Below are 20,061 nucleotides of genomic sequence, written 5' to 3'. Positions count from 1 at the left end.
CGCGGCGGGGGCCTCATGGCTGCGGCGTTCCGGCGCGATCGAGCAAGGCTTCCAGCGCTCCGCGCCAGAGCTTCCAGTTGTGATGCCCCGGCAACATCAGCACGTGGCTGGCCGGCAGCTGCGGGCTCATCAGCTCGATCGAGCGGCGGAAGCGCTCGCTGGCGCCGTAGGCCACCCAGGTGGTGCGCGTGCGTTCCGGGCGGTGCGACCAGTCCCTCAGCGAACGCCACAGTTCGTGCTGGAAGGTGGCCGGGCCCAGCGGTTGCGGCGGACCGGGCTGCCACGCGTCGAGGCCGCCGGCCGTGCGGATTTCCCGATGGATGGCGCGGTCGCCGAGGTAGGGCGAAAGCAGCAGCAGGCCCGCGGCTTCGTCCGGATGCGCCTGGTCGTACAGCAGCGCGCCCAAGCCGCCCAGGGAAATGCCGACCAGCCACACCTGCCGATAGCGCTCGCGCGCGGGCGCCATGATCTCGCCGTGCAGGCGCACGGTGGCCTGGCCCTGGCGGTAATAAGGCATGGTCAGCCCGGTCAGCATCACATCGGCGCCGGGCCACTTCTGCTGGATGATCTGCGCGATGCCCGTGCGCGTGAGCGAGTCGAGGTTATCGCCGCGACCGGGCAGCACCACCACCAGCTGGCCCGTCGGTGCCTTGGCCGGGATCAGCGTGGTGGGAATCGGGCGACGCGGATCGCCACCGGCGGCACAGCCGCCGAGCCAGAAGCTCAGGCAGGCCAGGAGGGACAACAGGGGGCGACGACGGTCCATGTGGGCTCCTCGGTGGGCCTGGCAGTGGCCGCTGCCGGGCCATAGTTGACGCGGATGGCCGGCTTGCAGCGATTTTTACCGCTCGCGTTCGTCGACGCGCACCGGACGCGCGGCGTTCTCGCGCTGCTCCAGCCACGCGGCGAACGCGTCGGGGGGCAGCGGCGGGCAGATCAGGTAACCCTGCAGTCCATCGCAACCGAGCGTCTCCAGCGTGGCGCGCTGGCTCTCGCTCTCCACGCCCTCGGCGATGGTCGTCATGCCCAGGCGCCGGCCGACGTCGACGATGAAGCTGGCCAGCGGGCTGTGCGCCTCGGGCCGCAGGCCGCAGATGAAGGAGCGGTCGATCTTCAGCTCGTGCAGCGGCAACTGGCTCAGGTAGCTCAGCGAGGAATAGCCGGTGCCGAAGTCGTCCAGTGCGAGCCGGAAACCGATCCCGGCCAGCGCGTACATCGTCTGCAGCGCCGCTTCGAAGCCATGCAACAGGGCGCTCTCGGTGAGCTCCAGCGTGATCCGGCCCGGTTGCACGCCGGCCTCGCGCACCAGCTTTTCGGTGCGGTCGACGAACTCCGGGTGCGCCAGTTGCCAGGGGCTGACGTTCACCGCCAGGTGCTCGCCAAAGTCGACCCGGCGCGCGTCCCAATCGCGGATGCGCGCGCAGGCCTCGCTGATCACCCAGGCGCCCAGCGCGTGGATCAGGCCGGTTTCCTCGGCGATCGGAATGAACACGTCGGGCGGCACGTCGCCCAGGGTGGGGTGGCGCCAGCGCAGCAGGGACTCGGCGCCCATCAGCCGGCCTCCCATGCTGGTCTGCGGCTGGAAGTGAAGCTGGAACGAGCTCTCGCTGCCCAGGTTCTCCACCGCCGCGCGCAGGCCGCGTTCCAGTTCCAGGCGCTCGTCGGCCACGCTCTGCATCTGCGGTTCGAACAGCCGCACCGCGTTGCGGCCGGCCGCCTTGGCGCGATAGAGCGCGATGTCGGCGCGCCGGATCACATCGGGGGCATCGCCGTCGCGCCCGGAAAACAGCGCCACGCCGACGCTGGCGCCCACCGACAGCACGTTGCTGTCCACGCTGATCGGCGCGGCAAGGCGGGCGCGGACGTCCTGCGCAATCTGCTGCGCCTGCGCGCCAGCCAACTCCGCGTCGGCGGGCAGATCGGCCACCATCACGGCGAACTCGTCGCCGCCCAGGCGACCCAGCGCCGACTCGGGCGGCGCGGCTGCCAGCAGCCGATCGGCCACCGCTTCGAGCATGCGGTCGCCCACGTGGTGGCCGAGTGCGTCGTTGATCGTCTTGAAGTTGTCCAGGTCGATGACCATCGCCGCGCAGTGTCCACGCGACTGCCGGGCGTCGGCGGCCATCCCGGCGATCAGCTCCAGCACGCGCAGGCGGTTGGGCAGGCCCGTGAGCACGTCGTGGTAGGCCAGGTGACGCAGGCTCAGCTCGGCCTGCTCGCGCGTCTGCGCCTCGGCACGCAGGTAGCGCGTGGTCTGCTCCAGTTGCAGGGTGCGCTGGTGCAGCTGGCTGGCCATCGACAGCCCCATCAGCAGCACGAACGGCAGGAACGAAAAGGCGTCCACGTACGGATACGGCATGCCCATCAGGTCGATCACTAGGTCGCCCCACAGCAGCGCAGCGAACTGCACGGCCAGGCAGAGCCCCAGCAGCAGCGCGGGAACGCGCTCGCCGCGGCGAAACTGCAGCGCCACCATGGCCAGAGCCCAGGCGAAGGCGATGTAGGTGAGCAGGTGGAAAGCCCAGCCCAGCGGCGAGGGGATGCCGTTGAGCTTGGTCAGCCATTCGCCCCACGGCAGCTCGGCCGACTGCATGCCGCTGATACGGCTGAACAGCATGGTGCCGGGCGAGAACAGGTTCACCAGCAGGAAACCCAGGCATACCGCGCTGATGATCAGCAGCACCCGTCGGCGCAGCGGTCGTCCCGTGTAGCAGCCCACGAAAGTGAAGAAGAACGGAAACGAGACCGCCGCCGAGGTGCACATGGCGCGCAGCATTTCCACCGCGTGTGTCTGCGTCTGGGCGAGACCGAGCAGCGCATTGAAGAACGCCAGGCCGGCGATGCACAGGCACAACATCGCGTAGGAGAGGTAGAGCCGGTCGCGTTGCTGGCGCAGGCCGATCAGGATGAACTGGATGCTCGACGTGACCGCGATGCAAGCGGTCGCCACCAGCGCGGCTGTGTAGTAGCCGAATACCGCGTGCGCTGCAGCTTCCCCCATACCTACCTGTCCCCGGTTGTTACCATGGTCGCCAACGCTGCCCAGTCACGTCACGATAGCCCAAGCCACGGGCAAAAGCTGCGGCATGGCGAAGCAGCGGGCGCGGCATCCGGCGGTGGTTGGCTTCCCCTGTCTCGGCCACGGCGGCGGGTGCTTGAGTGAACCATCCCGGCCGCGCCGGGTCCCGTGGTATCGGTTTTCGCAGAGGTTTCCACATCATGAGCAAGCGTTCTTCCAACGGCGGTCGCTGGGTCATCGCCGTCATCGTGTTGATCGTCGTCGCCGGCGCCGCCTACTTTCTCGTGCAGCGTGCGCGCCAGGCCGACACCAAGCCGGCGGTATCCAGCGCACCGGCGCAGTCAGCGCCGGCGCCGGCCAGCACGGCCCCTTCGATCGCTCACCCCATCGCGCAGGCCGATACCGGCCCGGCGCCGGCCAGCACCGCGCCGCTGCCCTCGCTTGCCGACAGTGATGCGAACGTGGCCGACAGCCTGATCGCACTGGCCAGTGGCAGCGACATGAGCGCGTGGCTGGTGCGTCAGTCGGTGATTCCACGCATCGTCGCCACCGTGGATGCGCTGCCGCGTTCCGACATGGGCCGCTTCATCCTGCCGGTGAAGCCGGCCAAGGGCAGCCTGCAGATGGATCAGGCCAACGGCCAGAGCACGATCGGCGCGGCCAATGCCACGCGCTATGCGCCCTACATGCAGGCGCTGGCCGCCGCCGATTCGCAGGCCCTGGTCGACTGGTACGTGCATTACTACCCGTTGTTCCAGCAGGCGTACGTGGAGCTCGGTTATCCCAAGGCCTACTTCAACGACCGGCTGATCGCGGTGATCGATCACCTGCTCGCCGCGCCGGAGCCGACCCAGCCGCTGGTCGTCACGCCCTATAAGCAGGGTTATGCGTTTGCCGACCCGGCCCTGCAGGGGCTGTCGGTCGGCCAGAAGGCGATGGTGCGCATCGGCTCGGCCAACGAGACAGCGCTGAAGGCGAAGCTGCGCGACCTGCGCGCCCGCCTGGTCGGCAGTGGCCTGCATGCGGCCCCGGCGGCCGCGGGCTCGACGGCCAAGTAACGAGATACCGGCGCACGGACGCGTCACGCCGACGGCCGGCCCGGCGTCAGTTCAGCGGCGCGGCCATGATCAATCGATCCACCGGATAGCCGCGGGCTTGCGCGCGATCGCGGATCGCGCGGAACTGGCTCGCTGGCATCGACGGCTCGCGCGACAGCACCCACAGGTATTTGCGGCTTGGGCTGCCGACGACGGCCCAGCGGTAGTCCGGGGCCAGCTCGATCACCCAGTAGTCGGCCCACACCATCGGCAGCCAGGCCAGCCAGCCTGGCGCGAAGCGCACCTCGAGCGCGCCGGAGTCGGCATCGACGCGGCGCGCCACGCCGTCGGAGGCGTCCATCCCCTTCGCCGTGCGGCAGGCGTTGTGCACGCCCACCGTGCCGTCCGGGCGCGGCGTGTAGGTGGCGGTGATGGTGTCGATGCACTTGCGCTGGAAGAACAGCGGCAGGTGCGCGATCTCGTGCCAGGTGCCCGCGTAGCGCGCGAGATCGAGCGCAGGCACGGGCCGGTTTGGCAGCGGCTCGGCGGAGGCAGTCAGGCTGGCGCCCATCAGGGCGGAGAGGATCAGGGGGCGAATCATCGGTTTGCTCCTTGAAACATGGCGAGGTGCTCAGCCCAGCGCCACGACCTGTTGCGCCACATAGATCACCAGAAACACCGCCATGGCGATCAGCAGCCCGGACAGCAGCCGCTCCATGCGGGCGCTGCGGTAGGGCTCGCTGCTGTCGCGGTCGATCGCCACCCGGTTGCGGTGAAAGCGCATCGTCGCCACCAGCACCAGCAGGGCGCCGAACCCCAGCAATGCCAGGCCCAGCCATTCGGATGCCCGCACATGCAGTTTCGGCAGCGTGGCCCCCATCGCATGACTCGCGTAGGCGAGGAAGATGTCGAAGCGCTCCAGCAGAAAGCCGAACGCCATCACCGTGATCGCCGTACGTACCCATGCCAGGTAGGTGCGTTCGTTGGCGGCGTGGTCGCTGAAGCGAGGGATCATGGGCAGTTCTCCGTGGGCAGGTCGTCAATCTAGCCGGTGCGGTCCGCCGTTGCCCATCGCCACTGGGCGGCTGGCTGCGGCGAGGTGTCCGCTTGACCGCCACCGGTGCAGCGGTCACGCTGCCTACCTTCCAATAGGTAGGCCAATAGGCAGGTGACCCAGATGCAACTGCGTTCCGACTGGTCCGAGCGTGTCGTCGTCGACTCCGCCGTCATGGACTGGGCAGACTCCCCGGCCGACGGTGTGCAGCGCAAGATGCTCGAGCGCGACGGCGAGGAGGTGGCGCGCGCCACATCCATCGTGCGCTATGCCCCCGGATCGCGCTTCCCGCGCCACGTGCACACCATGGGTGAGGAGTTGTTCGTGCTGGAAGGCGAGTTCTGCGACGACAGCGGACGCTTCGGTCCGGGCTCGTACATCCGCAACCCGCCTGGCTCGGCGCATGCGCCATGGTCCGATACCGGCTGCGTGCTGTTTGTGAAGCTGCGCTATTTCGATCCGATCGACCAAGCCCGCGTGGTGGTGCATACGCGTGACGAGCCGTGGCTGCCGGGCCTCGTGCCCGGGCTGCAGGTGATGCCGCTGCACGACTTCCGTACCCAGCACACCGCCCTGGTACGCTGGGTGCCGGGCACGTATTTCAACCCGCACCGCCATTACGGCGGCGAGGAGATCCTGGTGGTGGATGGAACCTTCGAGGACGAGCATGGCCGCTACCCGGCCGGCAGCTGGATCCGCAGCCCGCATCTGAGCCAGCACCAGCCCTTCAGCCGCGAGGGCTGCACCATCCTGGTCAAGACCGGCCATCTGATCGCCCACGCCGAGGACGCCGCCGCATGAACTCCGCCACGGCAGGGACCGCCGCACGGGTGATGGACGTGGCCGAGGCGCTGATCCAGCAGCGCGGCTACGGCGGGTTTTCCTTCGACGACGTGGCGCAGGCGGTGGGCATCCGCAAGCCCAGCGTGCACCACCACTTCCGTACCAAGGCCGAGCTCGTCGCCGCGCTGGCGCGGCGCTACACCGAGCGCTTCGAGTCCGCACTGGCGGCGATCGACGTGGCCCGGCGCGATCCACTGGCGCGGCTCAAGGCCTACGTGCAGCTGTTCGCCACCACCTACGCGCAGGACGGCCGCCTGTGCGTGTGCGGCATGCTCGGCGCCGAGGCGGATGCCTTGCCGGCCGACGTCGCCGATGCGGTCGCCGGGTTCTTCCGGCTCAACCTCACCTGGCTCGCTGCCGCCTTCCGTGATGCGCAGCGAAGCGGCCAGGTGACCATCGCGCAACGCGCGGCGAATCTCGCGGAGCTGATGCTGTCGGCGCTGGAAGGCGCGATGGTGGTGGGGCGGGGCGGTCGCTCCGGCGGAGGCCCCGCGGCGGTCGGCAAGCATCTGCTGGCGACCCTCGCCGCCTGAGCCTGAAGCCCCACCTGTAGGAGCGCGCTCGCGCGCGATGCCCTTCATCACGACGCCGACAAAAAGCATCGCGCGCGAGCGCGCTCCTACAGTGTGATGTTGCGGCCTCTCGCCACGGTCGCAAAAAAGCGGCGACGGATTGCTCCGTCGCCGCTGCCGTTTCATCTGCTTACTTTGCTTCCGGCAACTGGATCAGCGGCACGGTGCCGCCGCCGGTGTACGTGGGCAGCTGGCCGTTCCACTTCTCCACCGCGGTCATATGGATGATGTCCGGGTTGGCGCGCAGCGCGTCGCCCTTGACGCGGATCGCCTGCGCTTCGGCCTCGGCGATCGCCAGCTGGGCCTTCGCCTTGCCCTCGGCCATCGCCACTTCCTTGGCCGCCTCGGCCTGCGCCTGGGCGATCTCGTTCTTGCGCTGCTCGGCCATCTGCGTGGCCTGGATCTTCGCGTTGATCGACTGCACCACCGTCGCCGGCAGGCGCAGTTCACCGATCCAGTAGATCTTCTCGATCACGATGCCGGTCGGTCCCACCTGCTGGCTCACGTCGTCCTGCACGGACTGGATCAGCGAGGCCTTGCCGCGGCCGTAGACCGACTCGATGCCCAAAGCGCTGGACTCCTTCACAAGCGAATCGCGCACCATGTTGCGCAGGTAGATGTCGGTGATCTCGTTCACTCCCTTGCGGTACTTCTGGAAGATCGTGGTCACCTTGTCCGGATTGATGTGATACGTGATGCCCACGTCCGCATTCACCGACAGGCCTTCCACGGTCTGGAACGTCAGCGACTCATCGTTCGGCGAGCCCTCCGTGGCGCTGCGGGTCCAGGTGTAGTTCTGGGTGAAGGTGGGGAAGGTGTAGAGGTCGTAGCCCCAGCCCACCCAATAGCGGCCCGGCTGCAGCTCCTGCAGCGAACCTTTGCCGTCACCGTACAGCTTGAACTTCACGCCGACGTTGCCGGCCGGCACCTTGCTGCACTGGGTCAGCGACAGCGCGGCGAGAGCGAGTACGAACAGGCCCACCAGTGTGCGGGCAGTAAAAATCGATTTCATGGAGAGCTTTCCTTAGTTGAAGGGACGTCCAAACAGCCGCCATGCCCAGACGAGCAGGGCGACCAGAAGAGTCAGGCCAGCCACGACCGCCAGCGTGCTGGCGGCCGAGATCAGCCACGGGCCGATAAGGCCCAGGTAAAGCGCCACGCAGACAACGAACAGCCCCAGGCTGATGGCGCGGTGGTGGCGCGATGGCAGTTGCATCGGTGGTTCTCCCCTTGAGTAGCGAGGCGCGACATCGGTATGGATGCACGCGGTGACGCCGCCGGCGGCGGCAAGGCGCTGCGGCATGAATCGAGGGCGGGCTCACGGGAAAGGGCTACACATGCCCGGCCGATGCGAGGGCATCGACGCAGCATGCAAGCGATTCGAGGGGGCAGCCGTCGTCCGGATCAGGCCGATACAGGCCCAGGGACGCGACTCACGACGCGGAATGGATCAGGGCGTTGGAAGCACGTCGGTCAGCGTGGCGAACAGCCCACTGGCGAAGATGGCCCAACGCGGATTGAAGGTGATCATGGTCGTGTGTGAATCGAAGGATTCGACCCGGCAAATTCTACGCCTGTCCAATGCGCAGTAAAAGCAAAATCGGAGGTGTTACGAAGTAACGTGAGGCGTTGTGCTGCAAAGGATGGCGGGGCATTTGCGCAACGCCGCGGCCTTGCATCTTTGGGTGACTTCTTCCGCGGCTGCTGGCTCTGGCGAGCGTGGCATTTCGGTGTTGCCGAGAGCATCTTCCTGGCGTGGCTCTCCGCGCGCCTGCGGCCGAATTTCTGCTAGCGTTCGCGCGCTGCCAGGAGAGCCAGCATGTTTTCCCAGACAAATAATCTGCGTCGCCTCCGCCGGCTACGTGTCATCGCTTATGTCGTGATGACGGTGATCGGCTTCATCGTGCTGGGCGTCCACATGCTGATGCACCGCTAGCGCAGCCAAGCGGTGCTTTGTCCTGTTCACAGTGCGCATCGGGCCATGTTTTAGTGACCGGACACCGCGTGCGGCACGTAGTGCGCTTCCAACGCGCTGATCTCGTCGGCATCGAGTTTCAGCGATAGCGCTGCGACAGCGTCGTCCAGATGAGTGGCCTTCGAGGCGCCGATGATCGGCGCGGTGACAAACGGCTTGGACAGCATCCATGCCAACGCCACCTGCGCCTTCGATACCCCGCGCTGCTCGGCGACGGTGGCCACGGCCTCGACCACGCGCCGGTCGGCGTCGGGCACCTTGTACAGCGTCTTGCCGAACTCATCGGTGCGGGTGCGCTCCGTCGCCTCGTCCCAGGCGCGGGTGAGGCGGCCGCGGGCCAGCGGGCTCCACGGGATCACCGCGATACCTGAGTCCTGGCACAGCGGCATCATCTCGCGCTCTTCCTCGCGGTAGAGCAGGTTGTAGTGGTTCTGCATGCTGACGAAGCGGGTCCAGCCGTGGCGCTCGGCCACGTGCTGCGCCTTGGCGAACTGCCACGCGTACATCGACGAGGCGCCGATGTAGCGCGCCTTGCCGGCCTTCACTACGTCGTGCAGCGCCTCCATGGTTTCCTCGATCGGCGTGGTCGGGTCCCAGCGGTGGATCTGGTACAGGTCCACGTAGTCGGTGCCGAGCCGGCGCAGGCTATGGTCGATCTCCGCCATGATCGCCTTGCGCGACAGACCCGCGCCGTTCGGCCCTTCGTGCATGCGTCCGTGCACCTTGGTTGCCAGCACGATGCGGTCGCGCTGGCCATAGTCCTTCAGCACGCGGCCGACGAACTCTTCCGAGGTGCCGTCGGAATACACGTTGGCGGTGTCGAGGAAATTGATGTCCTCGTCCAGCGCCTTGCGGATCAACGGGCGGCTGCTCGCTTCGTCCAGGGTCCAGGCGTGGTTGCCACGGGCGGATTCGCCGTAGGTCATGCAGCCGAGGCAGAGGCGGGAGACGTCCAGGCCGGTGCGGCCGAGTTTGCGGTATTCCATGGGAGTGGGGCTCCGGTGTGGGTAACCCGAGAAGGTTACTCTTCCTCGAATTCACCGGTCGTCATTCCCGCGAACGCGGGAATCCATTTTGTTTTTCGCGCTCAACAGCCGCTCAACAGCCAAGAGCGTTTCGTCCTCCTCCGGAGGCCGAGTCACTTTTCTCTGTTTGGCCAGAGAAAAGTAACCAAAAGAGAGGCCACCCCGCTTCCGCGCCTCCCGGGCCGATGGCCCGGGAGGTACGCGTCCGGGCTGCGGGGTTTGTCGACAGTCCATCCATGGACTGACGCCAAACTGGCTCGCATCCATGCGAGCCACCCTGCTGGCTGATCCTCCGCCCGGCCGCCGCTGCAGAGGGGAGGGAAGATCAAAAGCCGCGCGCGAAGGCTCGGCGATCGCTCACGCGATCACCATCGCCTTTGCGTTGTTGTCTGTGTTGTTGTTGCTGTTGCTGTTGCTGGAGCTGTTGCCGTGGCTCTTGATCTTGCTCTTGATCTCCACCTCCCTTGTGAGGCGGTGAGCCGTGGACGACAGGCCCGCAGGGGCATCGGCATGGATGCCGATGCCTTTTCGCCAGGGCAGGAGCCCTGTCGAAAAGCCCGGCCGCGGCTCACGGACTTGCCGGGCGCAGCCCGGCAAGCGCCGAGGAGGGTCGCCTTCTCTTTGGTTACTTTCTCTTGGCGACCCAAGAGAAAGTGACTCGGGCGCCGAAGGCGCACGAAAGCCCTTGATCGTGTACCCCTTGGCAAGACCTAGGCCATCCTGCTCGCTGTACTTGGCCAGCCTCAAGCCAGTCCTTCCTTTGGTCAATTACCCAGCAGAGCCAGTCAGCCGAAGCCCAAAGTCGCCATATTCTTCGTCACTGATCTTTTCAATCGAAAATTGAGCGTCGGGAAACTTCGCCAAGATTTGATACGTCCAGGCAGATGAAATGGCGGAAAGAATCCGTTGAGCCGAGGGGTCATCGTCTTCCCATTCATCGCCGACAGTTTCGTTGATGAATCCGTCCACGAGGACAATATTGACCCAGCTCTGTGCCTCGATCGGAGACTCGTAACTGGCGATCTTCTTATGCAGGTCGGCGAGCTCCTGCTCTTTATCCTTGATGAAGAGCAAACCATCGACTTCCACGATGTCCGCCACGAGCACTTCCACGCCGCTAGCCAGCTGAAACAGATCCATTCGGAGACCTTGAGTCTATTTTCGAGGCGCGACCCCAGCCTTTGGCTGGAATCGGATTTGGGTTCTCAATAACGGATCAGGGCTTCAGGTCCACCCGCAACACCAGCTTCCCCCGATGACTCCCATCGAACAACCGGTTCAACACCACCGGCGCATTCTCCAGCCCTTGGGCCACCGTCTCCTCCGTCTTCAACTTCCCCTCGCGGAGCCACCCGGTGATCGCGTGCACCGCCTCCTTCGTCTTGGTGTAATCGAGCACCAGGAACCCTCGCATGGAAAGGCGCTTCATGATGAACGGGCTGAAGTCGTCGCTGGGTTTCTCGCCGGAGTTGTAGCCGGCGATCAGCCCGCAGAGGGCGACGCGGCCGCCGATATTCATGCGGCCGAGCACCGCCTTCATCACCTCGCCGCCGACGTTCTCGAAGTTGACGTGCACGCCGTCGGGGGTGGCGGCCTTGAGCTGCTGTTTGAAGTCGGCGGCCTTGTAGTCGACGGCGGCGTCGAAGCCGAGTTCGTCGACCAGGTACTTGCACTTGTCGGCGCCGCCAGCGATGCCGATCACGCGGGCGCCGTGGATCTTGCCGATCTGGCCGGCGATGGAGCCGACCGAGCCGGCGGCGGCAGAGACCACCAGCGTTTCGCCGGGCTGCACTGGGGCGATGTCGGTCATGCCGTAGTAGGCGGTGACTCCGCTCATGCCGGCCGCGCCGAGCAGGGTGGGCAGCGGAATGCCCGGGTCGGCGGGCAGACGGACGTAGCCCTTGGCGCTCTCGTGCAGCACCAGATAGTCCTGCCAGCCGGTGATGCCCTGCACGAGGTCGCCCTCGTGGTACTGCGCCGAACGCGACTTCACGACGCGGCCCAGGCCTAGTGCGCGCATCACCTCGCCGATGGCAACGGGCGGCAGGTACTGCGGGATGTCGCGCATCCACACGCGGTTGGTCGGGTCCATCGAGAGGTAAAGCGTGCGCACCAGGACTTCGCCGTCCTTGAGCTCCGGAACTTCGGTTTCGACGAGGTCGAAGTTGTCGCGCTGGACCAGGCCTTCGGGGCGGGTCTTGAGGCGAAGTTGGCGGTTGATGAGGGACATGACGGGCCTCGTGATTTTCTTGGGGTGGAATTCACTGGATGCCAGCGTTCGCTGGGATGACGGATAGGTGGGGCTGGCGCGATACAGCGGCCTGCGTCCTGCCCGGGATGCGATAAACCCCTTGCTCGCCACCCCAGCGGCTCTCAACAGGCGAATGGCTGGTCAAGCTGGGGTCCAGCGTCTTCGGCTGTGCGTGAAGGCGACGCATCACACCGCCGACGCCCCGCCATCCACGCGCAGCTCGGCGGCGGTGACGTAGCGGCTTTCGTCGGAGGCGAGGTAGAGCGCGGCGTAGGCCACGTCGTCCGGTTCGCCGAGGCGGCGCATCGGGTTGCTGCGGGTGAGCTTGCGGATCGCTTCCTCCTCGCCGAGCTGCTGGAAGAACGGCTCGACGATGCCGGTGCGTATGAAGGCCGGATGGATGGAGTTGCAGCGGATGGCGAGCTGCTTGCGTGCGCAGTCGATGGCGACCGACTTGCTCAGCGAGGCGACCGCGGCCTTGGAGGCGTTGTAGACGGTGTAGTCGGGATCGACCTTGAAGGCGGCCATCGAGGAGATGTTGATGATCGCGCCGGGCTGGCTTTCTTTAAGCCAGGGCAGGGCGTACTTGCAGCCGAAGTAGACCGCTTCGACGTTCACGCCCATCACGCGCTGCCAGTCCTTGGTGGCGAGGCTTTCGACCCCACCCAGTGCGCCGATGCCGGCGTTGTTCACCAGTACCGAGAGTCCGCCCATGGCCTGTGCGGCCTGTTCCAGCAGCAGCGGCCACGGGGCTTCCTCGCGCACGTTCTGTGCGGCAGCCCAGGCCACGGTGTCGCCGTGCTCGGCATTGATGGCGTTGGCGTGCGCCCGCGCGCCGTCATAGTCGATGTCGGTGAGAAAGACCTTGGCGCCCTGGTGTGCGAACAGCCGGGCCATGGCGGCGCCGAGGCCGCCGGCCGCGCCGGTGATGTAGGCGCGCTTGCCGGCGAGGCGGTGGGCGGGAAGGTCAGTCATCGGCAGGTTCCTGGCTTGGAGCCCTCTCCCCTGGCTCTGCCGGGGGAGAGGTTGGGTGAGAGGGCGCTTTCGGTTTGGGTGTGATCGGGGAGAAGCGAAGAGCTTTCCCCCTCACCCCAACCCTCTCCCCCGAACGGTGGAGCTGTTCAGGGGAGAGGGAGCAGGGCGTGGGAGCTGAGGGACAGGTGGCGGTCATCGCGAGTTTCGCTTGAGCCCTCTCCCTTGGCTTTGCCGGGGGAGAGGGTTGGGTGAGGGGGCGCTTTCGGTTTGGGCGCTATCGGTGAGGAGGGAAGAGCCTTCCCCCTCACCCCGACCCTCTCCCCCGAACGGTGGAACCGTTCAGGGGAGAGGGAGCAGGGCGTGGGGTCTGAGGGGTGGTGGTGGTCATTGAGGGTTTCGCTTGAACCCTCTCCCCCGAACGATGAAGACGTTCAGGGGAGAGGGAGCAGGGCATGGGGTCTGAGCAGTGGTGGTGGTCATCGCGAGTTTCGCTTGAGCCCTCTCCCCTGGCTCAGCCGGGGGAGAGGGTTGGGTGAGGGGGGGGGTGGGCGTTATCGGTGAGAAGCACGAGCCTTCCCCTCACCCGGACCCTCTCCCGCGAACGATGAATCCATTCAGCGCAGAGGGAGCGCAGCGATCAGACGGAGAGGTAGCCGCCGTCGACGTTGAGCACGGCGCCGGTGGTATAGGAGGAGGCGGCGCTGGCGAGGTACAGCGCGGCGCCGGCCATCTCGGAGGGCTGCGCCACGCGGCGCATCGGCACGTGCGCCATCGCCTGCTTGAGGATGGCCGGGGTGTTGACCAGCACCGAGGCGAACTTGGTGTCGGTGAGGCCGGGCAGCAGCGCGTTGCAGCGCACGCCGGCCTCGGCGCATTCCACTGCGAAGGCCTTGGTCATCGAGATCACCGCGGCCTTGGTGATCGAGTAGATGCCCTGCTGGAAGCCGGGCACCACGCCGTTGACCGAGGCGACGTTGACGATCGAGCCGCCCCCACCCTTGCCCATACGCTTGGCCGCTTGGCTGGACATGTAGAAGTAGCCGCGGATGTTGACGTCGACGGTCTTCTGGAAGATCGCCGGGTCGGTGTCGGTGATCGGGCCGAAGTAGGGATTGGTTGCGGCGTTGTTGACCAGCACGTCGAGCCGGCCGTGAGCCGCGTCGATGGCCGCGTACAGCGCCTCGATCTGCGCCATCTCGCCGATGTGGCAGGCCAGCGCCTCCGCCTGGCCGCCCTCGGCGACGATGCCGTCGACGACTTTCTGGCAGTCCTCGAGCTTGCGGCTGGAGACGATCACGTGCGCGCCCTGCGCCGCGAACATGCGGGCGATCTCGGCGCCGATGCCGCGGCTGGCGCCGGTGACGAGGGCGATCTTGCCAGTGAGGTCGAACAGCTCGGTGGTCATGCGGGTGTCCTCGATGTCGAATCAGCGATAGGTGAGCAGGTCGGTGGCGCCGGCCAGGTGCGGCCAGGCGTTGTAGGTGACCATCTGCGGGTCGGTCCCGTTCACCCGCACGCGGCTCAGGCCGGTGTTGGCCAGCGGCCAGCTCAGGGCGAAGGTGCGTTCCGGCGGCGTGCCGAACAGGTGCGCGGCGATCACCGCGATGGGCCCGCCGGAGGTCACCACCCAGGTGTCGCCGTCGGCGTCACGGGCGCGGGCGGCGAGCGCGGTCAGCGACGCCAGCACGCCCTGGCGGAAGGCCGGCCAGGGGCGTGTGTATTGATGGTCGTGTGCGCCATCGGTCCATCGGTCCACTGCGGCGACGAACATCTGCTGGAAGGCGCGGTGTGGATCGCTCTGGTTGCGAAGTTCCGCCGCCAGGGCCTCCGCGCCGTCGAGGTCGGGACGATAGCGCTGCAACAGGTCGACGTGGTCCAGCTCGTCGAGCGCGGGAACGATTTCCACGGGCACATCGAGGCCGGCACCGCGCAGGCAGTGCTCGGCGGTCTGCGCGTGACGCCGCAGAGCGCCGCGCACCACATGCGCGGGCGTCGACTCGTTGGCAGCCAGCCAGGCGCCAAGGCGCGCCGACTGCTGCTCGCCGACCGGCGAGAGCCGGTCGTAGTCGGCGGCGCCGAAGCTGGCCTGGCCGTGGCGGATCAGCAGCAGGTCGCCCATGCTCAGCGCCCCGAGGCGGCGATGCGCCGGCGGCAACGCTGGGCCAGGTATTTCGCCGCGTCGCCGAAGCCGGCGAACTGCGGGTTGCTGGTCTGCCCCAGTGCGAAGCGGCGGTAGATCTGCTGCACGATCACCTGCAGGCGGAACAGTCCGAATACCTCGTGGAAGTCGAAGTGCTCCACGCTCCAGCCGGTGCGTTCGCCGTAGTACTCCACCACTTCGCGGCGGGTGAGCATGCCCGGCGCGTGCGTGGGCTGGCGGCGGAACGACTGGAACACCGGATCGTCGTCGGCCTGCACCCAGTACGCCAGCGCGCCGCCGAGATCCATCAGCGGGTCGCCCAGCGTGGTCATCTCCCAGTCGAGCACGCCGGTGATGGTGAGCGGGTCGGCCGGATCCAGCACCACGTTGTCGAGGCGGTAATCGTTGTGGATCACGCAGATCGCGGTCTCCCGCGGCGGCTGCTTGTTGGCCAGCCAGGCGATCACGTCGTTGCACGGATCGCTGCCGTCGGTCAGCGCCTGGCGGTAGCGCTCGCTCCAGCCGGCGACCTGCCGCGCGATGTAGCCCTCGCCCTTGCCGAGCGCGGCGATCGCCGGGTCGCCGGTGTCGACGCGGTGCAGTTCGACCAGCCGGTCGATGAAGCCGGTGCACAGCGCGCGCACGCCGGCGGCATCGAGGCCGAGGTCGGCCGGCAGCTCGCGGCGCAGGATCACGCCCGCCAGCCGTTCCATCACGTAGAAGTCGCAGCCCAGCACGTCGGCGTCGTGGCAGCTGGCGAGGATGCGCGGCGCGTACGGGTAGTGCGGGCGCAACGCGCTCATCACCTGCGCCTCGCGCAGCATGTCGTGGGCCGACTTCGCCTTGGCGCCGGAGGGCGGGCGACGCAGCACCAGTTCGCGATCGCCGTAGCGCAGCAGATAGGTGAGGTTGGAAGCGCCGCCGGGAAACTGGCTGAGTTCCGGCGTGCCGATGAGGCCGGCGATGTGCTCCTTGAGGAAGGCGTCGACGCGGGCGAGATCGAAAGCGTCCTCGGCGCGCACCGGGCGCGGCTGGTCGATGGCGGCGCTCATCGGGCGTCTCCGTTCTGCTGCTGGGCCTTGAGTTCGAGTTTGGCGACCACGGCGCGATGCACCTCGTCCGGGCCGTCGGCCAGCCGCAGCACGCGGGCGTAGGCGTATAGCGCGGCGAGCGGGAAGTCGTCGGACAGGCCGGCGCCGCCGTGGATCTGGATCGCCGCGTCGATCACCCGCTGCGCCATGTTCGGCACCACCACCTTGATCTGCGAGACCAGGCTCAGCGCGGCCTTGGGGCCGGCGGTGTCCAGCGTCCAGGCCGCTTTCAGCGTGAGCAGGCGGGCCTGCTCAATCGCCATGCGCAGCTCGGCGATGCGCTCGCTGTTGCCGCCCAGTTCGGCCAGCGGGCGGCCGAAGGCGACGCGCTCGCGGGCGCGGCGGCAGAGCAGGGTGAGTGCGCGTTCTGCCGCGCCGATCGCCCGCATGCAGTGGTGCACGCGACCGGGCCCCAGCCGCCCCTGTGCGATCTCGAAGCCGCGGCCGGGGCCAAGCAGGATGTTGCTCGCCGGCACGCGCACCCGGTCGAAACGCACCTGGCCGTGGCCGCCCGGTTCGTCGTAGTCGTGGAACACGGTGAGCATGCGCTCGACTTTGACGCCCGGCGCGTCCAGCGGGCACAGCACCATCGAGTGGCGTGCGTGCGGCGGGGCGTCGAGGTCGGTCAGCCCCATGAAGATCAGCACCCGACAGTGCGGGTGGCCGATGCCGGTGGACCACCACTTGTGGCCGTCGAGCACGACCTCGTCGCCTTCCAGTGTGGCGGTGGCGCGCATGTTGGTGGCGTCGGAGGAGGCGACTTCCGGCTCGGTCATGCAGAACGCCGAGCGGATCGCGCCGTCGAGCAGAGGCTTGAGCCACTGCGCCTGCTGCGCCGGCGTGCCGTACTTTGCCAGCACCTCCATGTTGCCGCTGTCCGGCGCGTTGCAGTTGAACACCTCCGGCGCGATGAAGCTGTGCCCCATGCGCTCGGCCAGCGGCGCGTACTCCACGTTGGACAGGCCCGCGCCGTGTTCGCCGTCGGGCAGGAACAGGTTCCACAGGCCTTCGGCGCGCGCCTGGGCTTTAAGCGTTTCCATGATCGGCGGCTGGTGCCAGCGCGTATGGTCGGCGCCGCCGGCGAGCTGGCTGGCGTAGACCGGTTCGGCCGGGATCAAGTGCTCGTGCATGAAGCGGTCGAGGCGATCGAGCAGTTCGCGGCTGCGGGCGGAGTGCGAGAAGTCCACGGCGTCGGCTCCTGATGATCCGTCGAGCGTACGCCGCCGGATGGAATCATTGAAATGCATGTGCCTTATGCGCAGTCATCGCCCGCATTGATATGCTCGGCCGGGCCTACCTGATGGATCGCCCCATGTCCGGCCGCCGCATCGACCTCAACCTGTTCCGCGTGCTGGACGCCATCCACGTGCACGGCGGCATCAGCGCCGCGGCGCGCGCGCTGCACCTGACCCAGCCGGCGGTGACGCACTCGCTGAACCGCCTGCGCGAGCACTTCGGCGATCCGCTGTTCGTGCGCCAGGGCAACCGCGTGCTGCCGACCGAGCGCACGCGGCGGATGATCGGCGAGGTGCAGCTGCACCTGAAGGGCCTGCAGGCCACCACCCAGCGGCAGGCGGCGTTTTCGCCGCAGACGCTGGAGCTGAGCTTTACCGTCGGTTTTCGCGACGTGCTGGAGTCGATCGCCTTTCCGCCGCTGATGCGGCGTCTGGCCGAGCGCGCGCCGGGTGTGCGCATCATCAGCCGGCGCGTGGCGGCGGCCGAGGTGGAGCGCGAACTGCTTGCCGGCACGCTCGATCTGGCGGTGGATCGTCGCCTGCGCGCGGGGGCGCGCGTGGCGAGCGAGCATGTGCTTGATGAGCCACTGGTGGTGGCGATGCGCCGTAGTCATGCGCTGGATGGACGCCCCCTGCGCCGCGCGGACTATTTCGCCGCGCATCACGTGGCGGTGTCGTCGCTGGGCGAGCCGATCGCGCTGGATCTGCTTTTGCAGCAGGACGGCCGTGACCGCGAGCTGCGGCTGGTGTGCCAGCACTACTTCGCCGCCTGCCAGGTGGTGGCGGGCAGCGATCTGCTGCTTACGCTGCCCGCTTCCTACGCGGCCGGCCTGGCCGCCCAGCTGCCACTGTCGCTGAGCCCCTTGCCGCTGAAGCTCAAGCCGGTACCGATCCACGCGTACTGGCTCGCCTCCAGGCACGACGACGCCAGCCACGCCTGGCTGCGCGAACAGGTGGTGGGGGCGATCCGCGAGGCGCCCGCCCTGCGCGCGACGCGCGGCAGGCGGGCGAGCAGAGCAGTCGCCGCGGCGGACCCTACTTGACCGGAGCGACCTTGCGCGGCTTGCTCGCCTTGGCCGCAACCGGCTCCTTGTCGGCGGCAGCACGCGGTGCGGTCGGCTTCGCCGTCAGCTTGGTCTTGTCCATGCTGTAGACGTTGTGGATGTCTTGCACGGACATTTCGATCTTGGGCGAGGTCATGGCGGGCCTTTCAGGTAGCGATCCAGGAGGGATCGGGAGCCGCGCCGGCCGAACACCGGTCGTGGTGGAGAACATCGCAGACGGCCGCCGGCGCGGGGCAGGGCGGGCAGACGCGAATACACCGCAGCATGCGCCGCGACAAGTTACGTGCCTGTAAGCACGGCTGGAACATCCGCGTAACCCGCGGTCCGCTAGAGTTCCGTAGTTATCTCTTCGCAGGGCCGGCAAGCCCGGGCTCCCGCGCCTTCGCACGCGATATCGCGCGTGCGCCCGCCGCTGCTCCCTGCCCACCGTCATCCCGCCACCGTGCCCGGAACGTTCCGTCGCCGGTCGGAAGTGTGCAGGCCGCATGCATCGCCAAGGAACCCGCCTATGTCCGCTCGCCGCGTCGCTCCGCCGCCGGTCACCACGTTGCCGTTGATCACCCGCTACTGCGGCTACCTCATTCGCTGCAGCGTCGACAGCTTCACCGTCACCCTTGCCGGGGACGAGGTGGTGCATCAGCCCTATCCGCAGGCCCGCAAGAATCTGGCCGACGACCATCTGGGCCCCTGGATGCTCGAACAGGCCAAGGCCTTCATCGACGCGCGGCGCGCCGGGCATGTCTGACGCAGCAGCACCGCGCGATCGCTATCACCAGCGCGTCGATCCCTCCGTGCAGTGCGACACCTGCGAGGCGGTGTGCTGCCGCCTCACCGTGGTGTTGATGCCGGAGGATCGCGTGCCGCGCTGGCTGGTGCACGAGGATGCGCGCGGTTTCCAGACGCTGGCCAAGGGCGAGGATGGCTGGTGTGCGGCGGTCGATCCGCTGGATTTCCGCTGCAGCATCTACGCCGACCGCCCGGCGATCTGTCGCAAGTTCGCCATGGGCAGCCCCAGCTGCCGCCACGAGCGCGCCGAATGGACCGCGCATCGCGCGTTGCCGACCACGGTGCAGACCTGGAGCGGCTGAGCTGCGCGCGGCATGCCACACTGCCGCCCCGTGTTTGTGGAACTTTCCGTGTGACGAACGAGCTTCGCTGCAGCGGCTGCCCCGGCGGGCTGCAGCCATGATCCACGCCGACCAGCCACAGGCTGCGCTGCCCGGGCTGGAGGAGCCGGCCGGATCGCTGCATCGCCTGTTCTTCGCCTTGGTTCCCCCTGAATCGGTGCGCGAGCAGATGGCCACCGTGGCCCACGCATTGCGCGAGGGCGGCGCCATCGAGGCGCGCTGGGTGAAGCCGGCGCGCTACCACGTCACCCTGGCCTTCCTCGGCGATCACCCCAGTCTGCGGCCGTCGTTGCTGGAAGCGGCACGTGCCGCCGTGGCCAAGGTGCGCGTGGCGCCCTTCACCTGGTCACCGGATCAGGTCGCGAGCTTTACCGGCCGGCGGCCGCCGTGCGTGCTGCGCAGCACGCACGCATCGCAGGCGTTGCAGACGCTGTGGGAGCAACTGCGGCGCGAGCTGTCGCTGGTGCGGCTGGGCGGGCGGATCGAGCGCAGCTTCACGCCGCACGTCACGCTCGCCTATGGTCTGCGCGATCTGCCCGCGCCGATCGCGGTGGCGCCGATCGCCTGGCCGGTGGATCGGGTGGTGCTGTTGCACAGCGAGGTTGGCAGCAGCGACTATGAGACGCTCGGCAGCTGGCGCCTGCCGGGCTGAG

The 20,061-nt window shown here is 67.7% G+C and carries 23 protein-coding genes; 7 read left to right on the top strand and 16 right to left on the bottom strand.

Annotated elements, in window-relative coordinates; genetic code table 11:
- Positions 1-13: 13 nt before the first annotated feature.
- The gene (locus tag ACQVBX_RS07875; RefSeq protein WP_431637684.1) at positions 14-766 is read right to left on the bottom strand and encodes an alpha/beta hydrolase-fold protein; all 753 of its coding nucleotides are present in this window, start codon (positions 764-766) and stop codon (positions 14-16) included.
- A gap of 75 nt (positions 767-841) precedes the next feature.
- Positions 842-3,001, bottom strand: coding sequence for a putative bifunctional diguanylate cyclase/phosphodiesterase (locus ACQVBX_RS07870; protein WP_431637683.1), 2,160 nt, complete (start codon positions 2,999-3,001; stop codon positions 842-844).
- Positions 3,002-3,219: 218 nt separating this feature from the next.
- Here ACQVBX_RS07870 and ACQVBX_RS07865 point away from each other — a divergent pair, with 218 nt between their 5' ends.
- Entirely contained in the window at positions 3,220-4,077 is an 858-nt protein-coding gene (locus ACQVBX_RS07865; RefSeq protein ID WP_431637681.1) for a DUF3014 domain-containing protein, read from the top strand.
- A 46-nt stretch (positions 4,078-4,123) separates the two neighbouring features.
- Here the strand turns inward: ACQVBX_RS07865 and ACQVBX_RS07860 are convergent, their stop codons facing one another.
- Together ACQVBX_RS07860 and ACQVBX_RS07855 are read right to left on the bottom strand one after the other, a co-directional pair.
- On the bottom strand, positions 4,124-4,657 hold the full coding sequence (locus ACQVBX_RS07860) for a lipocalin family protein (protein WP_431637680.1): 534 nt from the start codon (positions 4,655-4,657) through the stop codon (positions 4,124-4,126).
- 30 nt (positions 4,658-4,687) lie between these two features.
- Positions 4,688-5,071, bottom strand: coding sequence for a YidH family protein (locus tag ACQVBX_RS07855; RefSeq protein ID WP_431637679.1), 384 nt, complete (start codon positions 5,069-5,071; stop codon positions 4,688-4,690).
- 162 nt (positions 5,072-5,233) lie between these two features.
- Here ACQVBX_RS07855 and ACQVBX_RS07850 point away from each other — a divergent pair, with 162 nt between their 5' ends.
- Positions 5,234-5,911: a cupin domain-containing protein gene (locus tag ACQVBX_RS07850; protein WP_431637677.1), complete on the top strand. Its 678-nt coding sequence runs from the start codon at positions 5,234-5,236 to the stop codon at positions 5,909-5,911.
- The gene (locus ACQVBX_RS07845) at positions 5,908-6,486 is read left to right on the top strand and encodes a TetR/AcrR family transcriptional regulator (RefSeq protein WP_431637676.1); all 579 of its coding nucleotides are present in this window, start codon (positions 5,908-5,910) and stop codon (positions 6,484-6,486) included. Before ACQVBX_RS07850 ends, ACQVBX_RS07845 begins: the two co-directional genes overlap by 4 nt.
- 169 nt (positions 6,487-6,655) lie before the next feature.
- Here the strand turns inward: ACQVBX_RS07845 and ACQVBX_RS07840 are convergent, their stop codons facing one another.
- From ACQVBX_RS07840 to ACQVBX_RS07790, 11 genes are all read right to left on the bottom strand, one after another.
- Positions 6,656-7,537 (bottom strand): SPFH domain-containing protein, encoded by an 882-nt coding sequence (locus tag ACQVBX_RS07840; protein WP_431637674.1) that lies wholly within the window; start codon positions 7,535-7,537, stop codon positions 6,656-6,658.
- A 12-nt stretch (positions 7,538-7,549) separates the two neighbouring features.
- The gene (locus tag ACQVBX_RS07835; RefSeq protein ID WP_431637672.1) at positions 7,550-7,741 is read right to left on the bottom strand and encodes a hypothetical protein; all 192 of its coding nucleotides are present in this window, start codon (positions 7,739-7,741) and stop codon (positions 7,550-7,552) included.
- Between the two features lie 770 nt (positions 7,742-8,511).
- The gene (locus ACQVBX_RS07830; RefSeq protein ID WP_431637671.1) at positions 8,512-9,486 is read right to left on the bottom strand and encodes an aldo/keto reductase; all 975 of its coding nucleotides are present in this window, start codon (positions 9,484-9,486) and stop codon (positions 8,512-8,514) included.
- Positions 9,487-9,882: 396 nt separating this feature from the next.
- Entirely contained in the window at positions 9,883-10,272 is a 390-nt protein-coding gene (locus tag ACQVBX_RS07825) for a hypothetical protein (protein WP_431637670.1), read from the bottom strand.
- A 21-nt stretch (positions 10,273-10,293) separates the two neighbouring features.
- Positions 10,294-10,665 (bottom strand): hypothetical protein, encoded by a 372-nt coding sequence (locus ACQVBX_RS07820; protein WP_431637669.1) that lies wholly within the window; start codon positions 10,663-10,665, stop codon positions 10,294-10,296.
- A gap of 76 nt (positions 10,666-10,741) precedes the next feature.
- The gene (locus ACQVBX_RS07815) at positions 10,742-11,755 is read right to left on the bottom strand and encodes an NADP-dependent oxidoreductase (RefSeq protein WP_431637667.1); all 1,014 of its coding nucleotides are present in this window, start codon (positions 11,753-11,755) and stop codon (positions 10,742-10,744) included.
- A gap of 207 nt (positions 11,756-11,962) precedes the next feature.
- Positions 11,963-12,751: an SDR family oxidoreductase gene (locus ACQVBX_RS07810; RefSeq protein ID WP_431637665.1), complete on the bottom strand. Its 789-nt coding sequence runs from the start codon at positions 12,749-12,751 to the stop codon at positions 11,963-11,965.
- Between the two features lie 637 nt (positions 12,752-13,388).
- Positions 13,389-14,156 (bottom strand): SDR family oxidoreductase, encoded by a 768-nt coding sequence (locus tag ACQVBX_RS07805; protein WP_431637663.1) that lies wholly within the window; start codon positions 14,154-14,156, stop codon positions 13,389-13,391.
- A gap of 21 nt (positions 14,157-14,177) precedes the next feature.
- The gene (locus tag ACQVBX_RS07800; protein ID WP_431637661.1) at positions 14,178-14,870 is read right to left on the bottom strand and encodes a histidine phosphatase family protein; all 693 of its coding nucleotides are present in this window, start codon (positions 14,868-14,870) and stop codon (positions 14,178-14,180) included.
- 2 nt (positions 14,871-14,872) lie between these two features.
- The gene (locus tag ACQVBX_RS07795; RefSeq protein ID WP_431637660.1) at positions 14,873-15,943 is read right to left on the bottom strand and encodes a phosphotransferase family protein; all 1,071 of its coding nucleotides are present in this window, start codon (positions 15,941-15,943) and stop codon (positions 14,873-14,875) included.
- Complete coding sequence (locus ACQVBX_RS07790; RefSeq protein ID WP_431637658.1) at positions 15,940-17,169, bottom strand: acyl-CoA dehydrogenase family protein; 1,230 nt, start codon at positions 17,167-17,169, stop codon at positions 15,940-15,942. The genes ACQVBX_RS07795 and ACQVBX_RS07790 overlap by 4 nt, the downstream gene beginning before the upstream one ends.
- Positions 17,170-17,294: 125 nt before the next feature.
- On the opposite strand from ACQVBX_RS07790, the gene ACQVBX_RS07785 reads away from it, so the two are divergent.
- Positions 17,295-18,260, top strand: a complete 966-nt coding sequence (locus ACQVBX_RS07785; RefSeq protein WP_431637656.1) for a LysR family transcriptional regulator — start codon at positions 17,295-17,297, stop codon at positions 18,258-18,260.
- On the opposite strand, the gene ACQVBX_RS07780 is transcribed toward ACQVBX_RS07785, so the two are convergent.
- Complete coding sequence (locus tag ACQVBX_RS07780; protein ID WP_431637654.1) at positions 18,253-18,417, bottom strand: hypothetical protein; 165 nt, start codon at positions 18,415-18,417, stop codon at positions 18,253-18,255. The two genes, ACQVBX_RS07785 and ACQVBX_RS07780, sit on opposite strands and share 8 nt — an antisense overlap.
- A 372-nt stretch (positions 18,418-18,789) precedes the next feature.
- On the opposite strand from ACQVBX_RS07780, the gene ACQVBX_RS07775 reads away from it, so the two are divergent.
- The 3 genes from ACQVBX_RS07775 (at position 18,790) to thpR (ending at position 20,060) form a co-directional block, all read left to right on the top strand.
- The gene (locus ACQVBX_RS07775) at positions 18,790-19,026 is read left to right on the top strand and encodes a hypothetical protein (RefSeq protein ID WP_431637652.1); all 237 of its coding nucleotides are present in this window, start codon (positions 18,790-18,792) and stop codon (positions 19,024-19,026) included.
- Positions 19,019-19,369, top strand: coding sequence for a YkgJ family cysteine cluster protein (locus ACQVBX_RS07770; protein WP_431637650.1), 351 nt, complete (start codon positions 19,019-19,021; stop codon positions 19,367-19,369). Before ACQVBX_RS07775 ends, ACQVBX_RS07770 begins: the two co-directional genes overlap by 8 nt.
- Before the next feature lie 97 nt (positions 19,370-19,466).
- Positions 19,467-20,060, top strand: coding sequence for an RNA 2',3'-cyclic phosphodiesterase (gene thpR / locus ACQVBX_RS07765; protein WP_431637648.1), 594 nt, complete (start codon positions 19,467-19,469; stop codon positions 20,058-20,060).
- Position 20,061 lies beyond the last annotated feature (1 nt).

The sequence above is a fragment of the Dyella thailandensis genome (assembly GCF_050749815.1).
Taxonomy (GTDB): Bacteria; Pseudomonadota; Gammaproteobacteria; order Xanthomonadales; family Rhodanobacteraceae; genus Dyella_A.
The sequence above is the reverse complement of the archived record's forward strand: the minus strand, read 5'-3'. Positions and strand labels throughout refer to the sequence as shown.

Excerpts from the sequence above, each read along its gene's own strand:
- ACQVBX_RS07835 (WP_431637672.1), bottom strand. The coding sequence starts at position 7,741 with ATGCAACTGCCATCGCGCCACCACCGCGCCATCAGCCTGGGGCTGTTC.
- ACQVBX_RS07795 (WP_431637660.1), bottom strand. The coding sequence starts at position 15,943 with ATGAGCGCCGCCATCGACCAGCCGCGCCCGGTGCGCGCCGAGGACGCT.
- ACQVBX_RS07845 (WP_431637676.1), top strand. The coding sequence starts at position 5,908 with ATGAACTCCGCCACGGCAGGGACCGCCGCACGGGTGATGGACGTGGCC.
- ACQVBX_RS07775 (WP_431637652.1), top strand. The coding sequence starts at position 18,790 with ATGTCCGCTCGCCGCGTCGCTCCGCCGCCGGTCACCACGTTGCCGTTG.
- ACQVBX_RS07800 (WP_431637661.1), bottom strand. The coding sequence starts at position 14,870 with ATGGGCGACCTGCTGCTGATCCGCCACGGCCAGGCCAGCTTCGGCGCC.
- ACQVBX_RS07860 (WP_431637680.1), bottom strand. The coding sequence starts at position 4,657 with ATGATTCGCCCCCTGATCCTCTCCGCCCTGATGGGCGCCAGCCTGACT.
- ACQVBX_RS07805 (WP_431637663.1), bottom strand. The coding sequence starts at position 14,156 with ATGACCACCGAGCTGTTCGACCTCACTGGCAAGATCGCCCTCGTCACC.
- ACQVBX_RS07870 (WP_431637683.1), bottom strand. The coding sequence starts at position 3,001 with ATGGGGGAAGCTGCAGCGCACGCGGTATTCGGCTACTACACAGCCGCG.
- ACQVBX_RS07830 (WP_431637671.1), bottom strand. The coding sequence starts at position 9,486 with ATGGAATACCGCAAACTCGGCCGCACCGGCCTGGACGTCTCCCGCCTC.
- ACQVBX_RS07865 (WP_431637681.1), top strand. The coding sequence starts at position 3,220 with ATGAGCAAGCGTTCTTCCAACGGCGGTCGCTGGGTCATCGCCGTCATC.
- ACQVBX_RS07815 (WP_431637667.1), bottom strand. The coding sequence starts at position 11,755 with ATGTCCCTCATCAACCGCCAACTTCGCCTCAAGACCCGCCCCGAAGGC.
- ACQVBX_RS07780 (WP_431637654.1), bottom strand. The coding sequence starts at position 18,417 with ATGACCTCGCCCAAGATCGAAATGTCCGTGCAAGACATCCACAACGTC.
- ACQVBX_RS07770 (WP_431637650.1), top strand. The coding sequence starts at position 19,019 with ATGTCTGACGCAGCAGCACCGCGCGATCGCTATCACCAGCGCGTCGAT.
- ACQVBX_RS07840 (WP_431637674.1), bottom strand. The coding sequence starts at position 7,537 with ATGAAATCGATTTTTACTGCCCGCACACTGGTGGGCCTGTTCGTACTC.
- ACQVBX_RS07810 (WP_431637665.1), bottom strand. The coding sequence starts at position 12,751 with ATGACTGACCTTCCCGCCCACCGCCTCGCCGGCAAGCGCGCCTACATC.
- ACQVBX_RS07875 (WP_431637684.1), bottom strand. The coding sequence starts at position 766 with ATGGACCGTCGTCGCCCCCTGTTGTCCCTCCTGGCCTGCCTGAGCTTC.
- ACQVBX_RS07855 (WP_431637679.1), bottom strand. The coding sequence starts at position 5,071 with ATGATCCCTCGCTTCAGCGACCACGCCGCCAACGAACGCACCTACCTG.
- ACQVBX_RS07850 (WP_431637677.1), top strand. The coding sequence starts at position 5,234 with ATGCAACTGCGTTCCGACTGGTCCGAGCGTGTCGTCGTCGACTCCGCC.
- thpR (WP_431637648.1), top strand. The coding sequence starts at position 19,467 with ATGATCCACGCCGACCAGCCACAGGCTGCGCTGCCCGGGCTGGAGGAG.
- ACQVBX_RS07820 (WP_431637669.1), bottom strand. The coding sequence starts at position 10,665 with ATGGATCTGTTTCAGCTGGCTAGCGGCGTGGAAGTGCTCGTGGCGGAC.
- ACQVBX_RS07785 (WP_431637656.1), top strand. The coding sequence starts at position 17,295 with ATGTCCGGCCGCCGCATCGACCTCAACCTGTTCCGCGTGCTGGACGCC.